The 21777-nt window shown below is 65.5% G+C and carries 17 protein-coding genes; 5 read left to right on the top strand and 12 right to left on the bottom strand.

What is annotated here, in order from left to right:
• Positions 1-38: 38 nt before the first annotated feature.
• The gene (locus J2X42_RS18640) at positions 39-1094 is read left to right on the top strand and encodes a zinc-dependent alcohol dehydrogenase family protein (RefSeq protein ID WP_310167343.1); all 1056 of its coding nucleotides are present in this window, start codon (positions 39-41) and stop codon (positions 1092-1094) included.
• Between the two features lie 96 nt (positions 1095-1190).
• Here J2X42_RS18640 and J2X42_RS18635 read toward each other — a convergent pair whose 3' ends face one another.
• The 3 genes from J2X42_RS18635 to J2X42_RS18625 form a co-directional block, all read right to left on the bottom strand.
• Positions 1191-2447: an aminopeptidase P family protein gene (locus J2X42_RS18635; protein WP_310167342.1), complete on the bottom strand. Its 1257-nt coding sequence runs from the start codon at positions 2445-2447 to the stop codon at positions 1191-1193.
• 59 nt (positions 2448-2506) lie between these two features.
• Positions 2507-3901 (bottom strand): MFS transporter, encoded by a 1395-nt coding sequence (locus J2X42_RS18630; RefSeq protein ID WP_310167341.1) that lies wholly within the window; start codon positions 3899-3901, stop codon positions 2507-2509.
• Between the two features lie 493 nt (positions 3902-4394).
• Positions 4395-5168 (bottom strand): oxygenase MpaB family protein, encoded by a 774-nt coding sequence (locus tag J2X42_RS18625; RefSeq protein ID WP_310167340.1) that lies wholly within the window; start codon positions 5166-5168, stop codon positions 4395-4397.
• Between the two features lie 209 nt (positions 5169-5377).
• On the opposite strand from J2X42_RS18625, the gene J2X42_RS18620 reads away from it, so the two are divergent.
• Together J2X42_RS18620 and J2X42_RS18615 are read left to right on the top strand one after the other, a co-directional pair.
• A complete protein-coding gene (locus J2X42_RS18620) occupies positions 5378-7459 on the top strand; it encodes a penicillin acylase family protein (RefSeq protein ID WP_310167339.1) in 2082 nt (693 codons plus the stop codon).
• Positions 7446-8069 (top strand): GNAT family N-acetyltransferase, encoded by a 624-nt coding sequence (locus J2X42_RS18615; protein ID WP_310167338.1) that lies wholly within the window; start codon positions 7446-7448, stop codon positions 8067-8069. The genes J2X42_RS18620 and J2X42_RS18615 overlap by 14 nt, the downstream gene beginning before the upstream one ends.
• A 15-nt stretch (positions 8070-8084) precedes the next feature.
• Here the strand turns inward: J2X42_RS18615 and J2X42_RS18610 are convergent, their stop codons facing one another.
• The 9 genes from J2X42_RS18610 to J2X42_RS18570 all read right to left on the bottom strand — a co-directional run bounded on the left by J2X42_RS18610 (position 8085) and on the right by J2X42_RS18570 (position 18081).
• The gene (locus J2X42_RS18610; RefSeq protein ID WP_310167337.1) at positions 8085-8315 is read right to left on the bottom strand and encodes a hypothetical protein; all 231 of its coding nucleotides are present in this window, start codon (positions 8313-8315) and stop codon (positions 8085-8087) included.
• 3 nt (positions 8316-8318) lie between these two features.
• On the bottom strand, positions 8319-9233 hold the full coding sequence (gene pdxS / locus J2X42_RS18605; protein WP_310167336.1) for a pyridoxal 5'-phosphate synthase lyase subunit PdxS: 915 nt from the start codon (positions 9231-9233) through the stop codon (positions 8319-8321).
• 102 nt (positions 9234-9335) lie between these two features.
• Positions 9336-10709, bottom strand: coding sequence for an L-serine ammonia-lyase (locus tag J2X42_RS18600; RefSeq protein ID WP_310167335.1), 1374 nt, complete (start codon positions 10707-10709; stop codon positions 9336-9338).
• A complete protein-coding gene (locus J2X42_RS18595; protein WP_310167334.1) occupies positions 10710-11348 on the bottom strand; it encodes a sarcosine oxidase subunit gamma family protein in 639 nt (212 codons plus the stop codon).
• Positions 11341-14289, bottom strand: a complete 2949-nt coding sequence (locus J2X42_RS18590) for a sarcosine oxidase subunit alpha family protein (protein ID WP_310167333.1) — start codon at positions 14287-14289, stop codon at positions 11341-11343. The genes J2X42_RS18595 and J2X42_RS18590 overlap by 8 nt, the downstream gene beginning before the upstream one ends.
• Positions 14286-14705: a sarcosine oxidase subunit delta family protein gene (locus J2X42_RS18585; protein WP_310167332.1), complete on the bottom strand. Its 420-nt coding sequence runs from the start codon at positions 14703-14705 to the stop codon at positions 14286-14288. Before J2X42_RS18585 ends, J2X42_RS18590 begins: the two co-directional genes overlap by 4 nt.
• 14 nt (positions 14706-14719) lie before the next feature.
• Positions 14720-15940 carry a sarcosine oxidase subunit beta family protein gene (locus J2X42_RS18580; RefSeq protein ID WP_396134111.1) on the bottom strand — a complete coding sequence of 407 codons (1221 nt, stop codon included), beginning with the start codon at positions 15938-15940 and terminating at the stop codon, positions 14720-14722.
• A complete protein-coding gene (gene glyA / locus J2X42_RS18575; protein WP_310167331.1) occupies positions 15937-17235 on the bottom strand; it encodes a serine hydroxymethyltransferase in 1299 nt (432 codons plus the stop codon). The genes J2X42_RS18580 and glyA overlap by 4 nt, the downstream gene beginning before the upstream one ends.
• A gap of 168 nt (positions 17236-17403) precedes the next feature.
• Positions 17404-18081: a GntR family transcriptional regulator gene (locus tag J2X42_RS18570; protein ID WP_310167330.1), complete on the bottom strand. Its 678-nt coding sequence runs from the start codon at positions 18079-18081 to the stop codon at positions 17404-17406.
• A gap of 137 nt (positions 18082-18218) precedes the next feature.
• Here J2X42_RS18570 and purU point away from each other — a divergent pair, with 137 nt between their 5' ends.
• Together purU and J2X42_RS18560 are read left to right on the top strand one after the other, a co-directional pair.
• Positions 18219-19133 carry a formyltetrahydrofolate deformylase gene (purU, locus tag J2X42_RS18565; RefSeq protein ID WP_310167329.1) on the top strand — a complete coding sequence of 305 codons (915 nt, stop codon included), beginning with the start codon at positions 18219-18221 and terminating at the stop codon, positions 19131-19133.
• A 55-nt stretch (positions 19134-19188) separates the two neighbouring features.
• Entirely contained in the window at positions 19189-21681 is a 2493-nt protein-coding gene (locus J2X42_RS18560; protein ID WP_310167328.1) for an FAD-dependent oxidoreductase, read from the top strand.
• Positions 21682-21777: the final 96 nt, after the last annotated feature.

The following is a 21777-nucleotide window of genomic DNA, read 5'->3' as shown; positions in this document are numbered from 1 at the left end:
CTCCGGTGCGATCGTCCTGGCCGATCGAAGGAACGATCATGAAAGCGCTTGTTTATCACGGTCCAGGCCAGAAAGCCTGGGAAGTTGTACCGGATCCCAGGATTCAGAAGCCGACCGACATCATCGTAAAAATCGAAACGACCACCATCTGCGGCACTGACCTGCACATCCTCAAAGGTGACGTTCCGGCAGTCGAACACGGTCGCATCCTGGGGCACGAGGGGGTCGGCACGATTACCGACATCGGGTCAGCCGTCACCAGCCTCACGATCGGCGACCGCGTGATCATCTCCTGCATCTCCGCATGCGGGCATTGCGACTACTGCAAACAGGGGGTCTTCTCCCATTGCCTGGGCGACGAAGGCGCCCCGGGCATCGGCTGGATCCTCGGGCACCTCATCAACGGGACACAGGCCGAATTCGTGCGTGTCCCGTATGCGGAGACTTCGGTTTACAAAATCCCCCAAGGCGTCAGCTCCCAGGCGGGAACATTGCTGTCCGATATCCTGCCCACGGGCCACGAAATCGGCGTGCAGTACGGCGCCGTCAAGCCCGGGGACGTTATCGCCGTCATCGGCGCCGGTCCCGTCGGGCTTGCCGCTATCGCCACCGCGCAACTCTACGGTCCGGCACGAATCATCGCGGTCGACGTCGACCGGAACCGCGTCGAGCAGGCGAAACGGTTCGGAGCCACAGACGGCGTCGTGTCGTCAGATGCCGACTGGAAAGACCAGGTGATGGCCCTCACCGATGGCTTGGGAGTCGATGTTGCCATCGAAGCAGTGGGACTGCCGGAGACCTTCGCCATGGTCCTGGACATCGTCAGACCTGCCGGTCACGTCGCCAACGCAGGCGTACACGGCGTTGGCGTGGACCTGCCGCTGGACAGGCTCTGGATCTCGAACGTCACCATCACCACAGGCCTGGTGAATACCAACACCACCGGCACGCTACTCAAGCTCGTCGCGCAGAAGAAGCTGCCCGTCGACCAATTCGTGAGTCACGCATTCGATCTCAACGACATAGAAGACGCATACGACACCTTTTCACGGGCCGCCGAGACAATGGCACTGAAGGTGATGCTCAACGCTTGAGCACGCTCCTAAGGGATGTGGCGTCAGCGATGTCGTTCTGAACACACGAAAGCGGCGCCGCAACAAATGCGGCGCCGATTCCGTCAGCGGGGAGTATCAGGCTCCGATGATGTTGTATTCCGGTCCGAACGTGAACTTGGTGATGTTCTCGGCCCCGTCGTCGCCGACCACCAGGATGTCGTGTTCGCGGTAGCCGCCGGCGCCCGGCTGGCCGTCAAGGACTGTGATCATGGGTTCCATGGAGACCACCATGCCTGGCTCCAGGACGGTGTCGATGTCTTCGCGGAGTTCCAGCCCCGCCTCGCGTCCGTAGTAGTGGCTGAGGACGCCGAAGGAGTGTCCGTAGCCAAACGTGCGGTTAGCCAGGAGCCCGTGGCCAACGTAGATCTCGTTAAGTTCAGCGGCGATGTCCTTGCAGACGGCACCCGGCCTGATGAGTTCCAGACCGCGCTTGTGGACCTCCACGTTGATGTTCCACAGTTCCAGCGAGCGGGCGTCCGGTTCACCGTAGAACAGGGTCCGTTCCAGTGCGGTGTAGTAGCCGGAGGTCATGGGGAAGCAGTTCAGGGACAGGATGTCGTGTTCCTGGATCTTGCGGGTGGTGGCCCAGTTGTGCGCACCGTCCGTGTTGATTCCGGACTGGAACCAGACCCAGGTGTCCCGGATTTCGGAGTTGGGGAACGTCCTGGCGATCTCGTGGACCATGGCTTCGGTACCGATCAGCGCCACCTCGTACTCGGTGATGCCGGCGGTGATGGCGTTGCGGATCGCTTCGCCGCCGAGGTCACCGATGCGGGCACCGTGCTTGATGACCTCGATTTCCTCCGCTGACTTGATCATGCGCTGGCGCATCGCAGCCTGAGCCACATCCACGAGCGTTGCGCCGGAGAACGCTGCCTGGATCTTGTTCCGGTTATCCAGCGGCAGGGAGTCATCTTCGACGCCGATGCGGCGCGGGTTGATGCCGCGGGTCCGCAGGACTTCCTGGATGGCGAAGATGTAGTTGTCTCGGCGCCAGTCCGTGTAGACCAGGTTGTCGCCGTAGCTGCGGCGCCAGGGCATGCCGGCGTCGATGTTGGCGGTGACCGTGACCGTGTCATCCTTGGTGACCACCATGCCGTAGGAGCGGCCGAAGGTGGTGAACAGGAAGTCGGAGTAGTACTTGATGGAGTGGTAGCTGGTCAGGACGACGGCGTCCAGGTCCTTCTCGGCCATGATCCGGCGAAGGCCGGCAAGCCTGCGCTCGAACTCGGCGTCGGAGAACGTCAGGCTGACCTTCTCGCCGTTGTTCAGTATCTTGGTGCGCTCCAGTTCGGCGACGGACGTTGCGCTCTCAGAGGCTGTGGTGGTCATTGTTGTGGTGCCTTTCTGTGGTGCTGTTCTTGACGTGAAAACGGGTGGAGCGGGCTTGGCTACTCGTGGCGGAGCGGTTCCTTGCACGTTTCGCGGGAAAGCGCGACGGCGATCAGGGAGATAACTGCAGCTGCGACGAGGTACCACGCGGGGGCCAGGTCATTGCCTGTCGCAGCGATCAGGAGCGTTGCCATGAACGGGGCGGTGCCGCCGAACAGGGCGTTGGAGAGATTGAAGCTAACCGCGAAGCCGCTGTAGCGGACCCGGGTGGGGAACATCTCCGCCAGAAAGCTGGGTAACGTGCCGTCGTTGAGGGTCAGCATGGCGCCCAGCAGGATCTGGACGAGGACGATGACCAGGAAGTTCCCGGTCCCCAGAAGTGCGAACGCGGGCACGGTCAGCAGGATGAAGGTGATGGAGGCGCTGATGAGCACTTTCTTGCGGCCGTACCGGTCCGAGAGCATTCCGGTCAGGAAGATGAAACCGATGTAGGTAGTTAGTGCGATGGTCGTGGCGAGGAAGGATTCCGTGGCGCCGAGGCCCAGTTCGGAGGACAGGTAGGTGGGCATGTAGCTGAGGATCACGTAGAATCCGACGGCGTTGAGCAGCACGGCGCCGACGGCCTTAAGCAGCAGCCGCCAGTGGTTCTTGAACAAGCCCGACACGGGCGCCTTGATGGTTTCGTCCACTGCTGCAAGCTCGCGGAACACCGGGGTGTCTTCGAGCTTGGTCCGGATGTATCGTCCGATCAGGCCCATAGGGGCGGCCAACAGGAACGGCAGGCGCCAGCCCCAGCTGTGCATCGCGTCGGCGCTGAGCATGGTGGTCAGAAGGCCTGCAAGTAGGGAGCCGAAGAGAAGTCCCGCGGCGGTACTGGCAGGAACTACTGCAGCGTAGAGACCCCTCTTGTTGGCCGGAGCGTACTCCACAAGGAACGCTGAGGCTCCGGCGTACTCACCGGAAGCGGAGAAGCCCTGCGCAACCCGGATGATCAGGAGCAGGATCGGAGCCCAGATCCCGATCGTGTCATAGCCCGGGATCAGGGCTATGCAGAACGTAGCCCCGGACATGATCAGGATTGAGAGAGACAGTGCGGTCCGCCGGCCGACTTTGTCGCCGATGTGGCCCCAGACGAACCCGCCGAGCGGGCGTACCAGGAACGAAATCGCGAACAGTGCGAAGGTCAGTAAGAGTCCGGTCTGGGGATTCGACTCGGGGAAGAAGACCGTGGCGATCGTGACCGCAAGGTAGCCGTACACGGCGTAGTCGAACCACTCGACAAAGTTGCCGATGAAGCTTGCCGCAATGACCTTGCGGCGGGTTTCTTTGCTGACGTCGTTGTCAGCCGGTTCGTAGGTTTGGCCGCTCTGAGTCGCGCGGTCGGATCCGGGGCCGTCATGCGGGTCCGGGCCCAATCCTCCGGCCGGTGCGGAGTAGGAAGTTCCGTTGCTCATAAATCCACCAAATTGTCGGGGTTGCAGTCAGCGCAACGCTGTTGCAAAAGACTAAGCGTGATTTGTGACACAGTCAAGACCTACCCGCTACTGGCGGGATGACGAGATTCCACAGGGCAAACCCGCCCGGGGCGCAATACGTTCAAAGCCGGGAACCGAATCTGCGTTGCGTGAGACGAACTGGAGTTGCGTCAGCTCAGCAACGTGAGCGCGGACTTCAATTGGACTGCGTTGGGCGTCGTAGCACGGCGCCCCCTTTGCTGGCGCACGAAATCCATGCGCTGGATCGCGTCCAATGAGTGGAATGCCGTCCGTTCAACTGACAGGGCCTGGGCATCCAAGCCGATTCCGGACCCACGGGCCCCGCGGTGCCCGGCACGCACCCTGGTCGCTCTTATGTCCGCCGCAGATTGCGCGAACGAACACTTGAGGCCCAATTCCAAGGGCCCCAAGTGTTCGTTCGCGCTTAACCGCGTGCATGGCGCCCACGCAGCTACGCGGCGTCGAGCTGGCCCAGGCAGTAGTTCTTGAACCAGTGCCGGATCCGCTGCGGCAGCCGGGGGTAAACCACGGCGGTGCACCGCATGGTGAGGTCGAACCTGCGTCCGTGGCCTGTGCTCCATGCCAGCCCAAAGTCCTGGCGGAGGTGATCGGGAAGGAAGCCTGCGGTCAGAAAGCGGGCGAACGGCATGACCGCGCGGTACCAGAGCGGGCCGGTCCGCGGATGGAGGAGGCCGTGGGCGATCCGCACGGCGGCGTCGTCGGCCCGGAGCGACTGCACGCGCCCGTTCCAGTAAGCGCGGAACGCAGCGCGGTCCGCCGGCCACAGTTCGGCCGGGAGCTGCAGCGCTGTCCCGAGTTTCGCGTAGTCGCGGTACATCAGGTCGGCTGTCTCGTCGTCGAGCGGTCCGTAGACGCGCTCGAAGACGGTGACGGCCGTGTCATAGAGTGTCGCCACCACCCACAGCTGCGACTCCGCATCAAAGGCGTTGTACCCCTTGGAGCTTCCATCCGGGGCCCGCCGGACCGGCGCATGGGCGCGGTTTACCCGGCGGCGGACGGCTGCCACCTGCCCGTCGGTGCCGTAGACGATGGCATAGACATACGTGAGGGTTCCGCGCAGCCGGTCGAGCGGCCGCTCCGTGAAGCGGCTGTGCTCGGCCACACCGTGACCCACGGCCGGGTTTGCGATCTGCAGCAAAATGGCGCGGCCTGCCCCGGCGAGCAGAATGCCTTCTGCGCCTATGTCGGCAAGTCCCGGAACCATGCGCACAAATCTACCGGAGACAGCCAAAACCGGGCACTGCGGAAGCGGACGACGGCGGCCGCCTCCCGCCGTCGTACGTTTCCGTTTTCTGACGCAACATTTTGGCGAACCCGCCGCGTCCCCTATCCTTTGGTTAGCTAAGCCTTACCTAACCGCCGGAGATCCTGTGACCCACCGATGCAGCACCGCCCTGCGACCCTTCCGCTCCTATGCCGTCTGAGATTTTCCGGGACACCTGGGGAATTCCGCACCTGTGGGCAGACTCCGCCAACGACCTGTCTTTCCTTCAGGGTTTCAACGCCGCCACTGACCGGTCCTGGCAGATCGAGATGGAACGCTGGCGCTCGGAAGGCCGGACCGCGGAGCATCTGGGCGCGGACGGGCTGGACTGGGACCGGTTTGCCCGGCGCATGCGGCTGGACGACACCGCCCGCCGGTGCTTCGGGAACCTGGACGCTGACACCCGGCGCTGGTGCGCCGCCTACGTCGACGGGGTGAACCGTGCCCTGGAAACCGGCCGCCGGGACGCCCCCGAGTTCCGCGCAACGGACACCGCGCCCGCCGCCTGGGAGCCCTGGACGCCGCTCGGTGTGTTCCTGGTCCATCACATTCTTTTCGGTACCTTTCCGAACAAGCTCTGGCGCGAACACGTGGCTGCGACGCTCGGCGACGACGCGGTGGACCTGTTCAGCATCGAGGCCCCCGTGTGGGCGGGCAGCAACGCGTGGGCTGCCGCGGGAAGCCTGACCGCGTCCGGTTCCCCGCTCATCGCCGGCGATCCGCACCGGCTGCTGGAACTGCCGGGCGTTTACCAGCAGGTGCGGCTGGCCTGCCCGGAGTTCGACGCCGTCGGGCTGGCTTTCCCGGGCGTCCCCGGAGTGCAGCACTTCGGCCACACAGGGTCAGCCGCGTGGGCAGTCACCAACGCGATGGCCGATTACCAGGACCTGTTCCGCGAGCAGCTGCGGGACGACGACGGCGTGATGTCGGCTTTGGGGCCAAACGGCTGGGAGCCGGTCCGCACGCACCATCAGGAAGAGATCCTGGTCCGCGGCTCCGCCCCGGAGACGGTGGACGTGATCGAAACTGCCCGCGGCCCGGTCATTGCGGGAGGGGCCGACGGCGGTGCGCTGAGTCTGCGGACGCCCGCCCGGGCGGCAGGGACGCTGGGGTTCGAGGCCCTCCTGCCGCTCCTGCGGAGCCGTTCCGCGGCGGACGTGGAGACGGCGCTCGAGGCATGGGTGGAGCCCGTCAACTGCGCGCTGGTTGCCGATTCCACAGGCGATGTCCGCCAGCTGGTCGCCGGGAAGGTCCCGGCCCGGAACCGGCTCAACCGGGTCCGCCCTGTGCCGGGATGGTCGGCGGACCACCAGTGGACGGGAGCGTGGGAGAAGCTGCCACGGTCCCATGTCCCCGAGCTCGCGGTGAATGCCAACGACCGTGACTCCGGCGGCGGGGACCAGCTGGGGCTCGAGTTCGCCCCGGCCCACCGGGCGCGGCGGATCAGGCACCTGCTGGAGGAGCGGGGGCCGGGGCTGGATGCTGATGCCATGCGGCGGATCCATGTGGACACGCACCTCGGGTCCTGGCCGGCGCTCCGCGCGCTGCTGCAGGAACCCGTTGCGCTGTCCGGTGCGGCGGGTGCCCTCCGGGAACGGCTGCTGTTGTGGGACGGCCATATGGATGGGGACAGCAGTGACGCCGGAGTGTTTGCGGCCTGGCGCTCAGCACTGGTCCTGGCCCTGGCGCGCACGCCCAAACTGCTGCCCCTGGCCGAACCGCACGCCCACTCCCCCTTGTTCGGGCCCTGGCTCTACGCCGCGTCGCGGGTGGGCTTCGCACTCGAAACGCTGATCGCAGACGGTCCAGCCGCGGGCGTCGACGTCGCCGGGGCCGCACGCGAGGCGCTGGAGGAAGTGGCCGCGGCAGCACCTGCGGGCACTTGGGGATCCAGCCACACCGTCCTTCCGCTGCATGCCCTGGACGATCACGGACCCCGCGGGCTGGCGCCCGCTGTCCCGGCCACGAAGCTGTCCGGTGACACCGGCTGCGTCCTGTCCACCGAAAGCCTGCCCGGCGTGACCGACAGGTCCTTCCGCGGGCCCGTGGCCCGCTACGTCTGGGACCTGGCCGACAGGGCGGCGAGCCGCTGGATCGTGCCGTTCGGCGCCGCGGGGCATCAGGACGATCCGCACTTTGCCAGCCAGCTGCCGCTTTGGGCGGAAGGCAAACTCATCCCCGTCATCACCGACTGGGAGCAGCTGACCAAGGAGAACCATGACCCACGCTGACACCGCCGCTCCGCTCTCCGCCCGGGACGCCGTCTTCACGGAGGAACTGCCCGGCCTGGGAAAGCTGCGGCTCATTCCGCTGGCCCCGGACAGTGACGCCGACCTGCTCCACGGCTGGGTCAGGGAGGACCGGGCCAGGTTCTGGGGCATGCAGTCCATGAGCCGGGACGAGGTCCGGGACATCTACCTGTTCGTGGACAGCCTGGACACGCATCACGCCTTCCTGATGTCCCTCGACCACGAGCCTGTAGGCCTGTTCCAGACCTATGAGCCGCTGCAGGATCCGGTGGCCGAGGCCTACCCCGCCCGTGCCGAAGATACCGGGATGCACCTGCTGCTCGCTCCGGCTGCCCGTCCGGTCCGGAACTTCACATCCACCCTGCTGGGCGGTCTGGTCCGGTTCCTGCTGTCCGACCCCGCCAAGGACCGCGTGGTCGCGGAGCCGGACGCCCGGAACAGCAAGGCGATCGGGCGCCTCGCGGGCTTCGGGTTTGAGGCCGGGGCCAGGGTGCAGCTGGCCGAGAAGGAGGCGCAGCTGGTGTTCCTCACCCGCGAACGTTTTGAATCCCGGGGGCCCGGGTTGCACGGCCGCCGTGACCGGCAGGACTGATTCCAGCCAGCCTTCCTACACCCAGACCTTGTAGCCGGTGGATTTGTCGAAGAGCCTCCGCGTAAAGGCTCCTGACCCCGCTATCCAGAGCACAGAATCATCATCGGCGGCCTGCTCGACCACGCCGGTGATGACATGCTCGCCCATCAGCCACACTTCCACGGTGTGGCCTGTCAGCCGGGACCAGTCGCTGCGCAGCCCGCGGAGGCTGGTGGTCCGGGCCGGGTATGTCGCCACAGTTGTCATGGCCTACCAGCCCCGCCCGGCGAGGCGGTGCGGCTGGGGGATCTCGTCGACGTTGATGCCCACCATGGCTTCGCCCAGGCCGCGGGAGGCCTTGGCGATGACGTCGGGATCGTCATAATACGCAGTGGCCCTCACGACGGCGGCGGCACGCTGGGCCGGGTTGCCGGACTTGAAGATGCCCGAACCGACGAACACACCGTCGGCGCCGAGCTGCATCATCATCGCGGCGTCAGCCGGGGTGGCGATGCCGCCCGCGGTGAACAGCACCACCGGAAGCCTGCCTGTGGAGGCAACCTCCCTGACCAGTTCGTACGGGGCCTGCAGTTCCTTGGCCGCAACATACAGCTCGTCCTCGGGCAGGGCCGCGAGCTTGGCGATCTCGGAACGGATCTGGCGCATGTGGCCGGTGGCGTTGGAAACATCGCCGGTGCCGGCCTCGCCCTTGGACCGGATCATGGCCGCGCCCTCGTTGACGCGGCGCAGCGCCTCACCGAGGTTCGTGGCGCCACAGACGAAGGGAACGGTGTAGTTCCACTTGTCGATGTGGTGGAGGTAGTCGGCCGGGGTCAGGACCTCGGACTCGTCAATGTAGTCCACGCCCAGGGACTGCAGGACCTGGGCCTCGACGAAGTGGCCGATCCGGGCCTTGGCCATGACCGGCACGGACACGGCATCGATGATCGCCTCGATCATGTCCGGGTCCGACATGCGGGACACGCCGCCCTGGGCGCGGATGTCGGCCGGAACGCGTTCCAGCGCCATCACTGCCACGGCACCGGCGTCTTCGGCGATGCGGGCCTGTTCGACGTTGACGACGTCCATGATGACGCCGCCCTTGAGCATCTCAGCCATGCCCCGTTTCACGCGGCTGCCGCCCGTGACGGCGGTGTGTTCGTATGGGAGTGGACTTCTGGTCATTTCTCGCTCCAAAGGGGGCCGGACGCTTGGCCAGGCAGTTATGTTTGCGGTAGGAAGCCCCGGGCATCCATGGATGCCCGGGGCTGCAGGTACATCACCGGATCAGCACTCGATGACGTTCACAGCGAGGCCGCCCCGCGATGTCTCCTTGTATTTGCTCTTCATGTCGGCGCCGGTTTCCCTCATGGTCTTGATGGCCTTGTCGAGGGATACCTTGTGGCTGCCGTCGCCGTGCAGGGCCAGGCGGGCGGCGTTGATGGCTTTGACGCTGGCGATCGCGTTCCGTTCGATGCAGGGGATCTGCACGAGCCCGCCCACGGGGTCGCAGGTCAGGCCGAGGTTGTGCTCGATCCCCACTTCCGCGGCGTTCTCCACCTGTTCGGGCGTTCCGCCGAGGACTTCGCAGAGACCGGCGGCGGCCATGGAGCAGGCGGAACCCACCTCGCCCTGGCAGCCAACTTCGGCGCCGGAGATGGAGGCATTGATCTTGAACAGGATTCCGACGGCGGCAGCGCTCAGCAGGAAGCGGACCACCCCGTCGTCGTTGGCGCCGGGGACGAACTTCACGTAGTAGTGCAGCACCGCAGGCACGATGCCCGCCGCGCCGTTGGTAGGTGCCGTGACGATGCGTCCTCCGGCGGCGTTCTCCTCGTTCACGGCCAGCGCGAACAGGTTCACCCACTCCATGGCGCGGAGCGGGTCGGTCACGCCGGTGTCCGCCGTCAGGGTCTGGAATAACGACGGCGCCCGTCGCCTCACGTTGAGGCCGCCGGGCAGGATGCCTTCCGCGGCGCAGCCGTTGTCGACGCATTCGCGCATCACCGCCCACAGCCCCAGCAGCTTCTCCCGGAGTTCCGCTTCGCTGCGCCAGGTCAGCTCGTTGGCGAGCATCACGTCGGAGATGGACATGCCCTCGCGGCTGCAGATCTCCAGGAGTTCGTCGGCCGTGCTGAACGGGTAGGGCAGGACGGTCGCGTCGGCCACGACGCGGTCGCTGGCGTCGGCGTCCCCGTCCACCACGAAGCCGCCGCCGATGGAGTAGAAGCTTCGTTCGCTGAGGACGGTTCCAGCGTGGTCCAGGGCGCGGAATGTCATGCCGTTGGGGTGGGCCGGGAGGGACTTGCGCCGGTGCAGCACCACGTCCTCGTCCCAGTTGAAGTCCACCCGGTGGTCCCCGCACACCCACAGTTCGGCGTCGAGGGCGGCCGCGGCCACCTGGTCATCAGCCGTGGTGGTGTCAACGGTTTCGGGGTCCAGCCCCTTGAAGCCCAGGACCACTGCCTTGTCCGAGCCGTGGCCCCTCCCGGTGGCACCGAGGGAGCCGAACAGTTCGGCCTGCACCCGCGTGGTGGAGGTCAGGTGCCCGTCGCCTTTGAGTCCGTCGGCAAACAGCTTTGCTGCCCGCATCGGGCCGACCGTGTGTGAGGACGACGGCCCGATGCCAACGGAAAACAGGTCCAGGACGCTGAGTGCCATCTAGGGGACCTCGGGTGAAGCGTATTCCCGCATCGCGTCGAGGAGCCAGCGGCCCAGGAAATCGGCGAACGATGCGCGGGGGAAGATCCGGTAGCTTGACTCGCCGGTCTTCCAGAGGACCACGGGGATGTTGCCGATCTCGGTGGACAGTGCCGTGCCGGGCTTGAACTCACGGGGGTGCAGGTCCAGGGAGCAGCCCTTTTCAAGGACTGCCCGGGAAAGCGGCCCGGTGAGTTCGAAGGTGGTGCGGTTGGCGGAGAGGTCCACCACCTGGCCTTCGCCGTCTGCGAGGGCTTCCCGCAGCGCCTGGATGAGGTCGCCGCCGAGAGACTCGTGCGCCTCGAGAGGTGCCACCACCAGGAACTCTTCGGGCCCGAGCCACAGCACGGAGGTGTCGCCGCTGCCGCTGACGGCGCCGCATGCTGCGGGCAGTCCGCCGGTGACGGACGCGATGCGCTGCCCGGCGTCGGTGTTCCGGTCCACTCTGAGGCCCACCATGGTCAGGAAGGTGATTTCGCTCAGTTCCACGGTGCCGCGGACGGAGCCGGCTTCAAACGCTGCCCTGAGCAGCGCAGCCGGGCTGGTGCGGAGGGCGAGGTTGGTCTCGTGGGAGGTTTTGGGTGCTGCTGTTTCAGCCATCTTTGCGGGTCCCTTCGGGGTCAAAAAGTACGGTTTCTGCGACAACAACGTCAACGACCTGGTTTCCCGCGACCGCCACCAGGGTCTCGCCGATCCGGTTGCGGCCGTTCTTGATCAGTGCCAGGCCGAAGGAACGGCCCAGGGCCGCGCTGTGGTAGCTGGAGGTGACAAATCCCTGCATGGGCACGGGGCCGTACGCGGGGTTCACCGGGACGCCCTTTTCCACCAGCTGGGTGCCTTCCGGCAACCTGATCGTGCCGTCAATGGGAAGCACGCTGACCAGGTGCTTACGGTCCTCGCGCCGGGCATCGGCGCGGGCGTAGGAGCGCTTGCCGATGAATTCCTTGGCCTTGGAGACCACCCATTCCATCCCGGCGTCCTGCGGGGTGACGGTGCCGTCCGTGTCCTGGCCGACGATCGGGTAGCCCTTTTCGGCGCGGAGCACGTGCATGGTCTCGGTGCCGTACGGGGTGATGTTGAATTCGGCGCCCGCCGCGGCCACGGCCTCCCAGGTGTTCAGCCCGTACCAGGCAGGCACGTTGATCTCGTAGGCCAGTTCACCGGAGAAGGAGATCCGGCAGACCCGGGCCCGGACGCCCGAGGCGAGGGTGGTTTCGCGGAATGTCATGAACGGGAACGCTTCGGTTTCCAGTCCGCCGTTGGCGGCGAGCTCCGGTGCCACCTTGGCGAGGACCGCGCGGGATTTGGGCCCGACGACGGCAATGGTGGACCACTGTTCGGTCACCGAGGTGCAGTGCACGTCCAGTTCCGGCCATTCGGTCTGCAGCCATTCCTCCAGCCAGTCCAGCACCTTCGCGGCGCCGCCGGTGGTGGTGGTCATGAAGAAGCGGTCCTCGTCCAGGCGCAGGGTCACGCCGTCGTCGAAGATCATGCCGTCTGCCTGGCACATCACGCCGTAGCGGGCGGAACCGGGCGCGAGCTTCTTGAAGGCGTTGGTGTAGATGCGGTTGAGGAACTCGCCGGCGTCCTTGCCCCGGATTTCGATCTTGCCGAGCGTGGTGGCGTCCATGAAGCCCACGGATTCGCGGACGGCGGCGCATTCACGCAGCACGGCCTCGTCCATGTCCTCGCTGCCCTGGGGGTAGTACCAGGGGCGCTTCCACTGTCCGACGTCCTCGAACAGTGCGCCCTTGGCTTCGTGCCACGGGTGGATGGATGTTTTGCGGGCGGGGTCGAAAAGTTCGCCGCGCTGGCGACCGGCAAGTGCCGCGAACGCCACCGGGGTGAACGGTGCGCGGTACGTGGTGGTGCCGATGTCGCCGATGCCGCGGGATGCTTCGCCGGCCGTGCGGAGTGCGGCGGCGATGACGCCGATCGCGTTGACGCCGGAGGTCTTGCCCTGGTCATTGGCGGTGCTGATGGAGGTGTAGCGCTTGATGTGCTCCACGGACCGCATGCCGGCTCCGGTGGACCGCAGGACGTCGGCAACGCTCTGGTCCCGCTGGAAGTCAACGAAGTGGTGGTGCCAGTCATCCGGGGTTCCGGTCTGTCCGGGAACCAGCCACAGCTGCCGGGTCGGGGCGGACGCCTTCGGCTCGCCGATGACGGACGGCTTGGTGCCTGAGGTGAAGCCGGCGGCGGTGGCTGCCGTGGCACCTGCGGAGATGCCTTCGGTGAGGCAGTCCTGGAGTTCGAAGCTGCCGCGGCCGGAGCCGATGGTCTGCTGGTTGGGGACCACGGTGCTTGGCACGAAGGCGGCAAGCTCATCGTCCCAGCGCAGCTTGCCCTGCCGCTGGGAGTGGAGGTGCACCAGCGGGCTCCAGCCGCCGGAGACTGCCAGCAGGTCGCAGGCGATTTCTTCGACGCCGGAGGTGAGTTCGCCGTCGTCGTTAATGCTGCGGACGGTGACTGAGGTCAGCCGGCCGTCGCCTGACTCTGAAGCGGCGGTGTTGGCCACGGTGCTGCCGATCAGGACGCGGGTCCCGGCCTCGACGGCGGCAGCAGCAACCTCGGTGAGCCTGGGACGGGCATCGATGACGGCGGCGACCTTGACGCCGGCGGCGCGCAGGTCAGCGGCCAGGGCGTAGGCGCTGTCGTTGGTGGTGCTGATGACAACACGCTGTCCGGCGGCCACCGCGTAGCGGTTAATGTAGCTGCGGACGGCCGAGGCGAGCATGATCCCGGGGCGGTCGTTGTTTTCGAAGACCAGCGGGCGTTCGTGGGCTCCGGGGGCCAGCACCACCTGCTGGGCACGGATGTGCCAAATACGCTGGCGCGAGACGCCGGAAGCGGCCGGGCTGGACAGGTGGTCGGTGCGGTTCTGGACGGCGATGACGTAGTTCGCGTCGTAGGCGCCGAAGGCCGTAGTGCGGTTCAGGACGGTGGATTCCGCGCCGGAGACGAGCTCGGCTTCGACGTCAGCCACCCATTCCAGGGCCGGCTTGCCTTCGATGGTCTCTGCAAGTTCAGGCGCGGCGGGTCCGGAGAGCAGCGATCCGCCCAGCTCGGGCTGGTCGTCCAGCAGCATCACGCGTGCGCCGGTGCGGACAGCCTCACGGGCCGCGGCCAGGCCGGCGGGGCCGCCGCCGACCACCAGGACGTCGGTGTGGACGTACTTCTTGTCGTATTCGGCGCGGTCTTCCTCGGGATCCAGGCGGCCCAGGCCGTTGAGCAGTTCCGCCTTCAGGCCGTCCACCAGGGTGACGGTGGTGGCGGGAAGCATGGACTCCGCCACGTGACCGGGGAAGCGCGGCGCGATCTTGACCAGCGCGTTGGATTCCTCCACACCGGCGGACAGGATTCCGCGGGGCCGGCCCTCGTAGAGCGAGTTGCCGACGGCGATGCGGCCGTTGGCGAGCAGGGCGGAGGCCAGCGTGTCACCGGGGTGGCCCGTGAATTCCTCGCCGTCCACGGTGAAACGCCAGGAGATGGTGCGGTCGATGCGTCCGCCGCCGGCGAGGCGGGCGTTCTGGGAAGTCACTTGGTTGCTCCTTCCGGGGCGGTGGTGCTGGCGGGGGCTGTGCTGGTGGCCATGCTGGTTGCAGCGATGCTGGGAGCCGCGGTCCCCGTGGTGGTGCTGTCCGGGGCGGTACTGGCAGTGCCGGACTCAGGTGCCGGGGCGGCTTTGTCCGGGCGGGGCGTGCCCATGGGGTAAATCGCCTGGATCTCGTAGGTGACCGTGTCGCGCAGCATGTTGAACCACTGGCGGCAGCCGGTGCTGTGGAGCCAGCGTTCGGCGAAGGCGCCCTTGGTGTTGTCCCGGTAGAACAGGAACTCGGCCCATTCGCGGTCGTTCAGTTCGTTCGGGTTTTCCGGATAGGCCACGTGGGCCTGGCCGCCGTAGTGGAACTCGGTCTCGTCGCGGGAGCCGCAGTTGGGGCATGAAATGAGGAGCATGTCCGGACTCTCTTCTAGTGGGCCACGGCGGCTGCGCCGTGTTCGTCGATCAGGGCGCCGGTTTCGAACCGCTCCAGCGCAAACGGCTTGTTCAGTTCGTGCGGCGTTCCCGTGGCGATGGTGTGCGCAAAGGTGAGTCCCGCGGCCGGCGTGCCCTTGAAGCCGCCGGTGCCCCAGCCACAGTTCACGAACATGTTCTCCACCGGAGTGGTGCCCACGATCGGGGAAGCGTCCAGGGTCGTATCAACGATCCCGCCCCAGGTCCTGAGTACGTGCGCACGGGCAAAGATCGGGAAGAGTTCGACGGCGGCCGCCATCTGGTGCTCGATCACGTGGAAGGAGCCTCGCTGGCCGTAACCGTTGTAGGAGTCAACGCCGGCGCCCATGACCAGCTCGCCCTTGTGGGCCTGGGAGACGTAGACGTGCACGTGGTTGGACATCACCACGGTGGGGTGGACCGGTTCGTGCAGTTCGGACACCAACGCCTGGAGCGGGTGGGACTGGATGGGGAGCCGGAAGCCGGCCATTTCGGCCAGGACCGAGCTGTGCCCGGCGGCGCACAGGCCCACCTTTTCGGTGTTGATGGTGCCGCGGTTGGTCTTGACACCGGTGACACGGTTGCCGTCCTTGACGAAGCCGGTGACTTCGCAGTTCTGGATGATGTCCACGCCCAGTTCGTCGCACTTGCGGGCGAAGGCCCAGGCCACGTGGTCGTGCTTGGCGATACCTGCCCGCGGCTGGTACGTGGCGCCCATGACGGGGTAGCGGATGTTGTCGTTGATGTTCAGGATGGGGCAGAGTTCCTTGACCTGCTGCGGGTCCAGCCACTCCGCGTCCACTCCGTTGAGTTTGTTCGCACCCACGCGCCGCATGCTTTCGCGGACATCACCCAGGGTGTGGGCGAGGTTCATCACGCCGCGCTGGCTGAAAAGGAAGTCGTATTCGAGCTCCTCCGGCAGGACTTCCCAGAGCTTGAGTGCGTGCTCGTAGATGGCCGCGCTCTCGTCCCAGAGGTAGTTGGACCGGATGATGGTGGTGTTCCGGGCCATGTTGCCGCCGGCAAGCCAGCCCTTTTCGAGGACGGCGATGTTGGTCATGCCGTGGTTCTTGGCCAGGAAGTACGCGGTGGCCAGGCCATGCCCGCCGCCACCAACGATGACTGCGTCATAGGACGGCTTCGGATCCGGGTTGTGCCAGAGGAATTCAGGGTGCTCCGGAAGCTGATCGGCCATCATGCCACCTCGTTCATGTCAGAGGAGAGGTTGGGGTACAGCGGGAACTTTCCGGCCAGGTTTTCAACCCGCTGCCGAAGTTCCGCCACGGTCTCGTCGCTGAAATCGCGCTTGAGTGCTGCGGCGATAATGTCCGCGACCTCGGTGAATTCTGCCTTCCCGAAGCCACGCGTGGCCAGTGCCGGCGTGCCGATACGAAGACCGGAAGAGACCATCGGCGGACGCGGGTCGAAGGGCACGGCGTTGCGGTTGACGGTGATGCCGATCCTGTGCAGGCGGTCTTCGCCCTGCTGGCCGTCCAGGTCCGAATTGCGCAGATCCACCAGGACCAGGTGCACATCGGTGCCACCGCTGACGACGGTCACGCCGGCCTCTGCGACGTCGGCAGACAGTATGCGTTCCGCGATGATGCGGGCGCCTTCCAGGGTGCGTTCCTGGCGGTCGCGGAACGCCGGCTCAGCAGCGAGCTTGAACGCCACAGCCTTCGCGGCGATGACGTGCTCCAGCGGGCCACCCTGCTGTCCGGGGAACACTGCGGAGTTGACCTTCTTGGCGATGTCGGCGTCGTTGGTCAGGATCACGCCACCGCGTGGGCCGCCGAGGGTCTTGTGGGTGGTGCTCGTGACGATATGGGCGTGGGGCACGGGGTTGGGGTGAAGCCCTGTGGCCACCAGGCCTGCGAAATGGGCCATGTCCACCATCAGGTAGGCGCCTACCAGGTCCGCGATACGGCGGAATTCGGCGAAGTCCAGCTGGCGGGAGTAGGCGGACCAGCCGGCGACGATCAGCTTCGGCTTGTTCTCAACCGCCAGGCGCTCGACTTCAGCCATGTCAATCAGCATGGTGTCCTCGCTGACTCCGTACGGGACCACTTTGTAGAGCTTGCCGGAGAAGTTGATTCGCATCCCGTGCGTCAGGTGCCCGCCGTGTGCCAGGTTAAGCCCCAGGATGGTGTCGCCGGGCTGGATCAGGGCGAACATCGCCGCTGCGTTGGCCTGGGCACCGGAGTGGGGCTGTACGTTGGCGAATTCGGAGCCGAACAATGACTTAAGACGGTCGATGGCCAGTTGCTCGACCACGTCAACGTGTTCGCAGCCGCCGTAGTACCGCTTGCCCGGGTAGCCTTCGGCGTACTTGTTTGTCAGGACAGATCCCTGCGCCTCCATGACGGCAGTCGGCGCAAAGTTTTCGGAGGCGATCATCTCCAGCGTGCCCTGCTGGCGCAGGAGCTCCTGCTGAACGGCTGCGTGGATCGCAGGATCGGTCTCTGCGAGCGTACGGGTCAGAACGTCGACCATCTTTTCTCCTCAGCTATCTAATATCCTGTTGATATATTAGTTTCGTGACTCAAGTATGCTATCCCGGTCGATGGGTGTCAACAGATTTTTCAGGCGGCTCCGGAGGCGACAAAAGCGCGGCCGGAGGGGCCGCGCTTTTGGTAGCAGAGGAAGAAATTGGGGCCCAGGTCAGGTGAAGAGCGCCTTGCGGACGGCATCCTCAAAGCCACTGACGTGGCTCCTCGCCAGGTCACCGGCCCGCGCCTCATCGCCGTCAATCACTGCGCCGAGCAGGTCCAGGTGCTCATGCACGTGCCGTGAGAGGTCGGGAAGGCGATCAAGCACCATGCACCAGATGCGGGTGGCGAGGTTGTCGTAGCGGATCAGGACGTCTTCGAGGTGTGGGTTAGCTGCAGCCGCGTAGATGCCCCGGTGCACGCGCGCATCGAGCCGCAGGGTCTCCACGACGGAGGCGGCATGTGTATCGAAGGACTCAACAGCCTGCATGACAGCCCGCAGCTGCTCCCGCTGCTGCTCCGTGGCCACCCGGGCAGCACGGGACGCCGCGAGCGGCTCGAGCTGCGTCCTAATTTCGGAAATGAAAGCAAGGTCGGTCACCTCCACCCGGGTGGCAAAGGTGCCCCTCCGCGGGTAAGAAACCACCAGGCGGTCAAGCTCGAGCCGCTTCAATGCCTCACGCACCGGAGTACGCCCCATTCCGAGGTCCCTGGCGAGGTGGTCGTCATTCAGGAGATCGCCGGGCTTGATGTCAAGCATCAGCAACCGGTCGCGGATGCGCTCGTACGCCATGTCCGCCAACGACTTCTTGACGGCATCGTCCGCGATTGCCAAAGCTTCAACTGCCATTACATGGACCCCTTTCCATTCAAGCCAAACAGGCTATTGACCTCGCCCACTGACCAGTATACGCTGATTCCCAACCCTAATATATCAGTTCCTGATCTGAGAATATATCTAACGGGAAGATACCCAAAGGAGGAGACATGACCCTAGTGGCAACAGACTCATCGACCAGCACGCTGGCTCAGACCGACCCCCGCGTGAAAGACCAGGCCCAGAAGTTCGTACTCACACTGTCGTGCGTCGAACGTGCCGGTATTGTCCAGGCGGTCACCACTTTCCTCTTCGAACGTGGCTTCAACATCGACGAGCACCAGCAGTTCGACGACGGGCTCCGCGAGACGCTGCACCTGCGCACCGCATTCTCGGGTTCCCCCGAGTACACGCCGGAGAGGCTCCAGGAGGAGTTCAGCGCGATTGCGGACCGGTTCGAGATGAAGTTCAGCTTCCATGACCAGACCAAGCAGCGCATCCTGGTGATGGTGTCCAAGTTCGGCCACTGCCTCAACGACCTGATCTTCCGCTGGCGCGGTGGCAGCCTCGGCGGCGACATCGTCCTCGTAGTTTCAAATCATGAAACCCACCGGGCCATGGCCGACGCCGCCGGCCTGCCTTTCATCTACCTCCCCGTGACCCCCGAGACGAAGGCAGACGCCGAACAGCGCCTGCTGGACCTCGTCGACGAGCACAACATCGACCTCGTCGTCCTCGCCCGGTACATGCAGGTGCTCTCCGATGACCTCTGCCGCTCCCTTGAAGGCCGGGCCATCAACATCCACCACTCCTTCCTCCCTGGATTCAAGGGAGCGCGCCCGTACCACCAGGCGTACGACCGTGGCGTCAAACTGGTAGGTGCCACTGCCCACTACGTGACTGCCGAACTCGATGAAGGGCCCATCATCGAGCAGGAAGTCATCCGGGTGGACCACAGCTACGGTCCCACCGCACTGTCAACAGTCGGGCAGGACGCGGAAGCGCTGGCACTGTCCCGCGCCGTGCGGTGGCACTGCGAGCACCGTGTGTTGCTGGACCAAACCAGCACTGTCGTGTTCCGGTAAGCACGACCACCACATCAGCGTCAGACAACACACGAAAATCAGCAGGAGAAACCACATGGCTTCGACGCCAAGCATTGTCATTATTGGAGCGGGAATCGTCGGCACGAACCTGGCCGACGAACTGGTCACGCGGGGCTGGAACAACATCACCGTCCTGGACCAGGGACCCCTGAATATGCCTGGTGGCTCCACGTCCCACGCGCCGGGCCTGGTCTTCCAGACAAACCCTTCAAAGTCCATGGCACTCTTCGCCAAGTACACAGTGGAGAAGCTTCTCTCCCTCACCGAGGACGGACAAAGCTGCTTCAACCAAGTAGGCGGCCTTGAAGTTGCCACCACGGAGACCCGCCTGGCTGACCTGAAGCGCAAGCTCGGGTACGCGGCATCGTGGGGCATCGACGGCAAGATCCTTACCCGCGAGGAATGCAAGGAGCTGTACCCGCTCATCAACGAGGAGGACATCCTCGGCGGCCTCCACGTTCCCAGCGATGGTTTGGCCTTGGCGGCCCGCGCTGTCCAGTTGCTGATCAAGCGCACGGAAGCCGCAGGCGTGAAGTACATCGGCAACACCGAGGTGACCGGGATCGAGCAGTCCAACCGTCGGGTCACGGGTGTGGAGACGGCTGACGGCGTCATCCCCGCAGACATCGTGGTTTCCTGCGCCGGCTTCTGGGGCGCCAAGATCGGCGAGATGATCGGCATGTCCGTGCCGCTCCTTCCGCTGGCCCACCAGTACGTCAAGACCACACCGGTGCCGGCACAGCAAGGCAAGAACGAGCTGCCCAACGGCGCTTCCCTGCCCATCCTGCGCCACCAGGACCAGGACCTCTACTACCGCGAGCACGGGGACCGCTACGGCATTGGTTCCTATGCCCACCGCCCCATGCCCGTGGATCTGGATGAACTGGGCCGCTACGAACCCAGCAGCATCACCGAGCACAACATGCCCTCCCGCCTGGACTTCACGCTGGAAGACTTCCTCCCCGCCTGGGAAGCGACCAAGCAACTGCTGCCGGCCCTCCGCGAAAGCGAAATCGAGGATGGCTTCAACGGCATCTTCTCCTTCACCCCGGACGGCGGCTCGCTGGTGGGCGAATCCAAGGAAGTGGATGGCTTCTTCGTGGCCGAAGCCGTGTGGGTCACCCACTCGGCCGGCATCGCCCGCGCCGTGGCCGAACTGCTGACCACCGGGAAGTCACAGATCGATCTGGGCGACTGCGACATCCACCGCTTCGAAGAGGTCCAGCTGACCCCCGAATATGTCAGCGAAACTTCCCAGCAGAACTTCGTGGAAATCTACGACGTCCTGCACCCGCTCCAGCCCAAGCTCTCTCCCCGCAACCTCCGTGTCAGCCCCTTCCATGCCCGCCACAAGCAGTTGGGCGGCTACTTCCTGGAGGGCGCCGGATGGGAACGCCCCTACTGGTTCGAAGCCAACGCCGAACTGCTCAAGGAGATGCCTGACGAATGGCAGCCGCCGGCACGTGACGCCTGGTCCGGGATGTTCAGCTCGCCCATCGCCGCCGCCGAAGCCTGGAAGACCCGCACCGCGGTGGCCATGTACGACATGACCCCGCTCAAGCGCCTTGAGGTCTCCGGCCCCGGAGCCATGAAGCTGCTGCAGGAACTGACCACCGCCGACATGACCAAGAAGCCGGGGGCCGTCACCTACACCCTCCTGCTGGACGACGCCGGCGGCATCCGAAGCGACATCACCGTGGCCCGCCTGAGCGAAGACACCTTCCAGCTCGGAGCCAACGGCAACATCGACACGGCCTACTTTGAGCGGGCCGCACGCCACCAGACGGAAAACGGAACCGCCAGCGACTGGGTCCAGGTGCGCGACACCACCGGCGGGACATGCTGCATCGGATTGTGGGGCCCCCTCGCCCGGGACCTCATCAGCACCGTCAGCAGCGACGACTTCTCCAACGACGGCCTGCGCTACTTCCGGGCCAAGAAGGTAGTCATCGGCGGCGTCACCGTCACCGCGATGCGGCTGTCCTACGTCGGCGAGCTGGGCTGGGAACTGTACACCAGCGCAGACAACGGGCAGCGCCTGTGGGACGCACTGTGGAAGGCAGGGCAGCCGTTCGGCGTGATCGCCGCAGGCCGCGCCGCGTTCAGCTCGCTGCGCCTGGAGAAGGGCTACCGCTCGTGGGGCACCGACATGACCACCGAGCACGACCCGCTGGAAGCTGGACTCGGTTTCGCCGTGAAGATGACCAAGGAAAACTTCGTCGGCAAGGCAGCGTTGGAAGGCCGGACCGAGGAAAACTCCGCACGCCTCCTGCGCTGCCTGACGGTCGACGACGGCCGGAGCATCGTGCTGGGCAAGGAACCTGTCTTCTACAAGGACCAGGCGGTTGGCTACGTCACGAGCGCCGCTTATGGCTACACCGTGGCCAAGCCGATCGCCTACGCGTACCTGCCCGCCGCCGTCTCCGTGGGTGACTCGGTTGAAATCGAGTACTTTGGCCGGCGCATCCAGGCCACGGTCACGGCGGATCCGCTGTACGACCCCACGATGACCAGGCTCCGCGGCTAACAGCCGCCGGGCCATTCAAGGGCACGCGGCCCGGACTCATTCCCTCGCAACGAGAATCCGGGCCGCTGCTTTTCCATGGCCCGTCCCATGCCCCAG

Source organism: Arthrobacter sp. BE255, from assembly GCF_031457335.1.
Lineage (GTDB): Bacteria > Actinomycetota > Actinomycetes > Actinomycetales > Micrococcaceae > Arthrobacter.
This window is presented reverse-complemented; position numbering and strand designations above follow the sequence as displayed.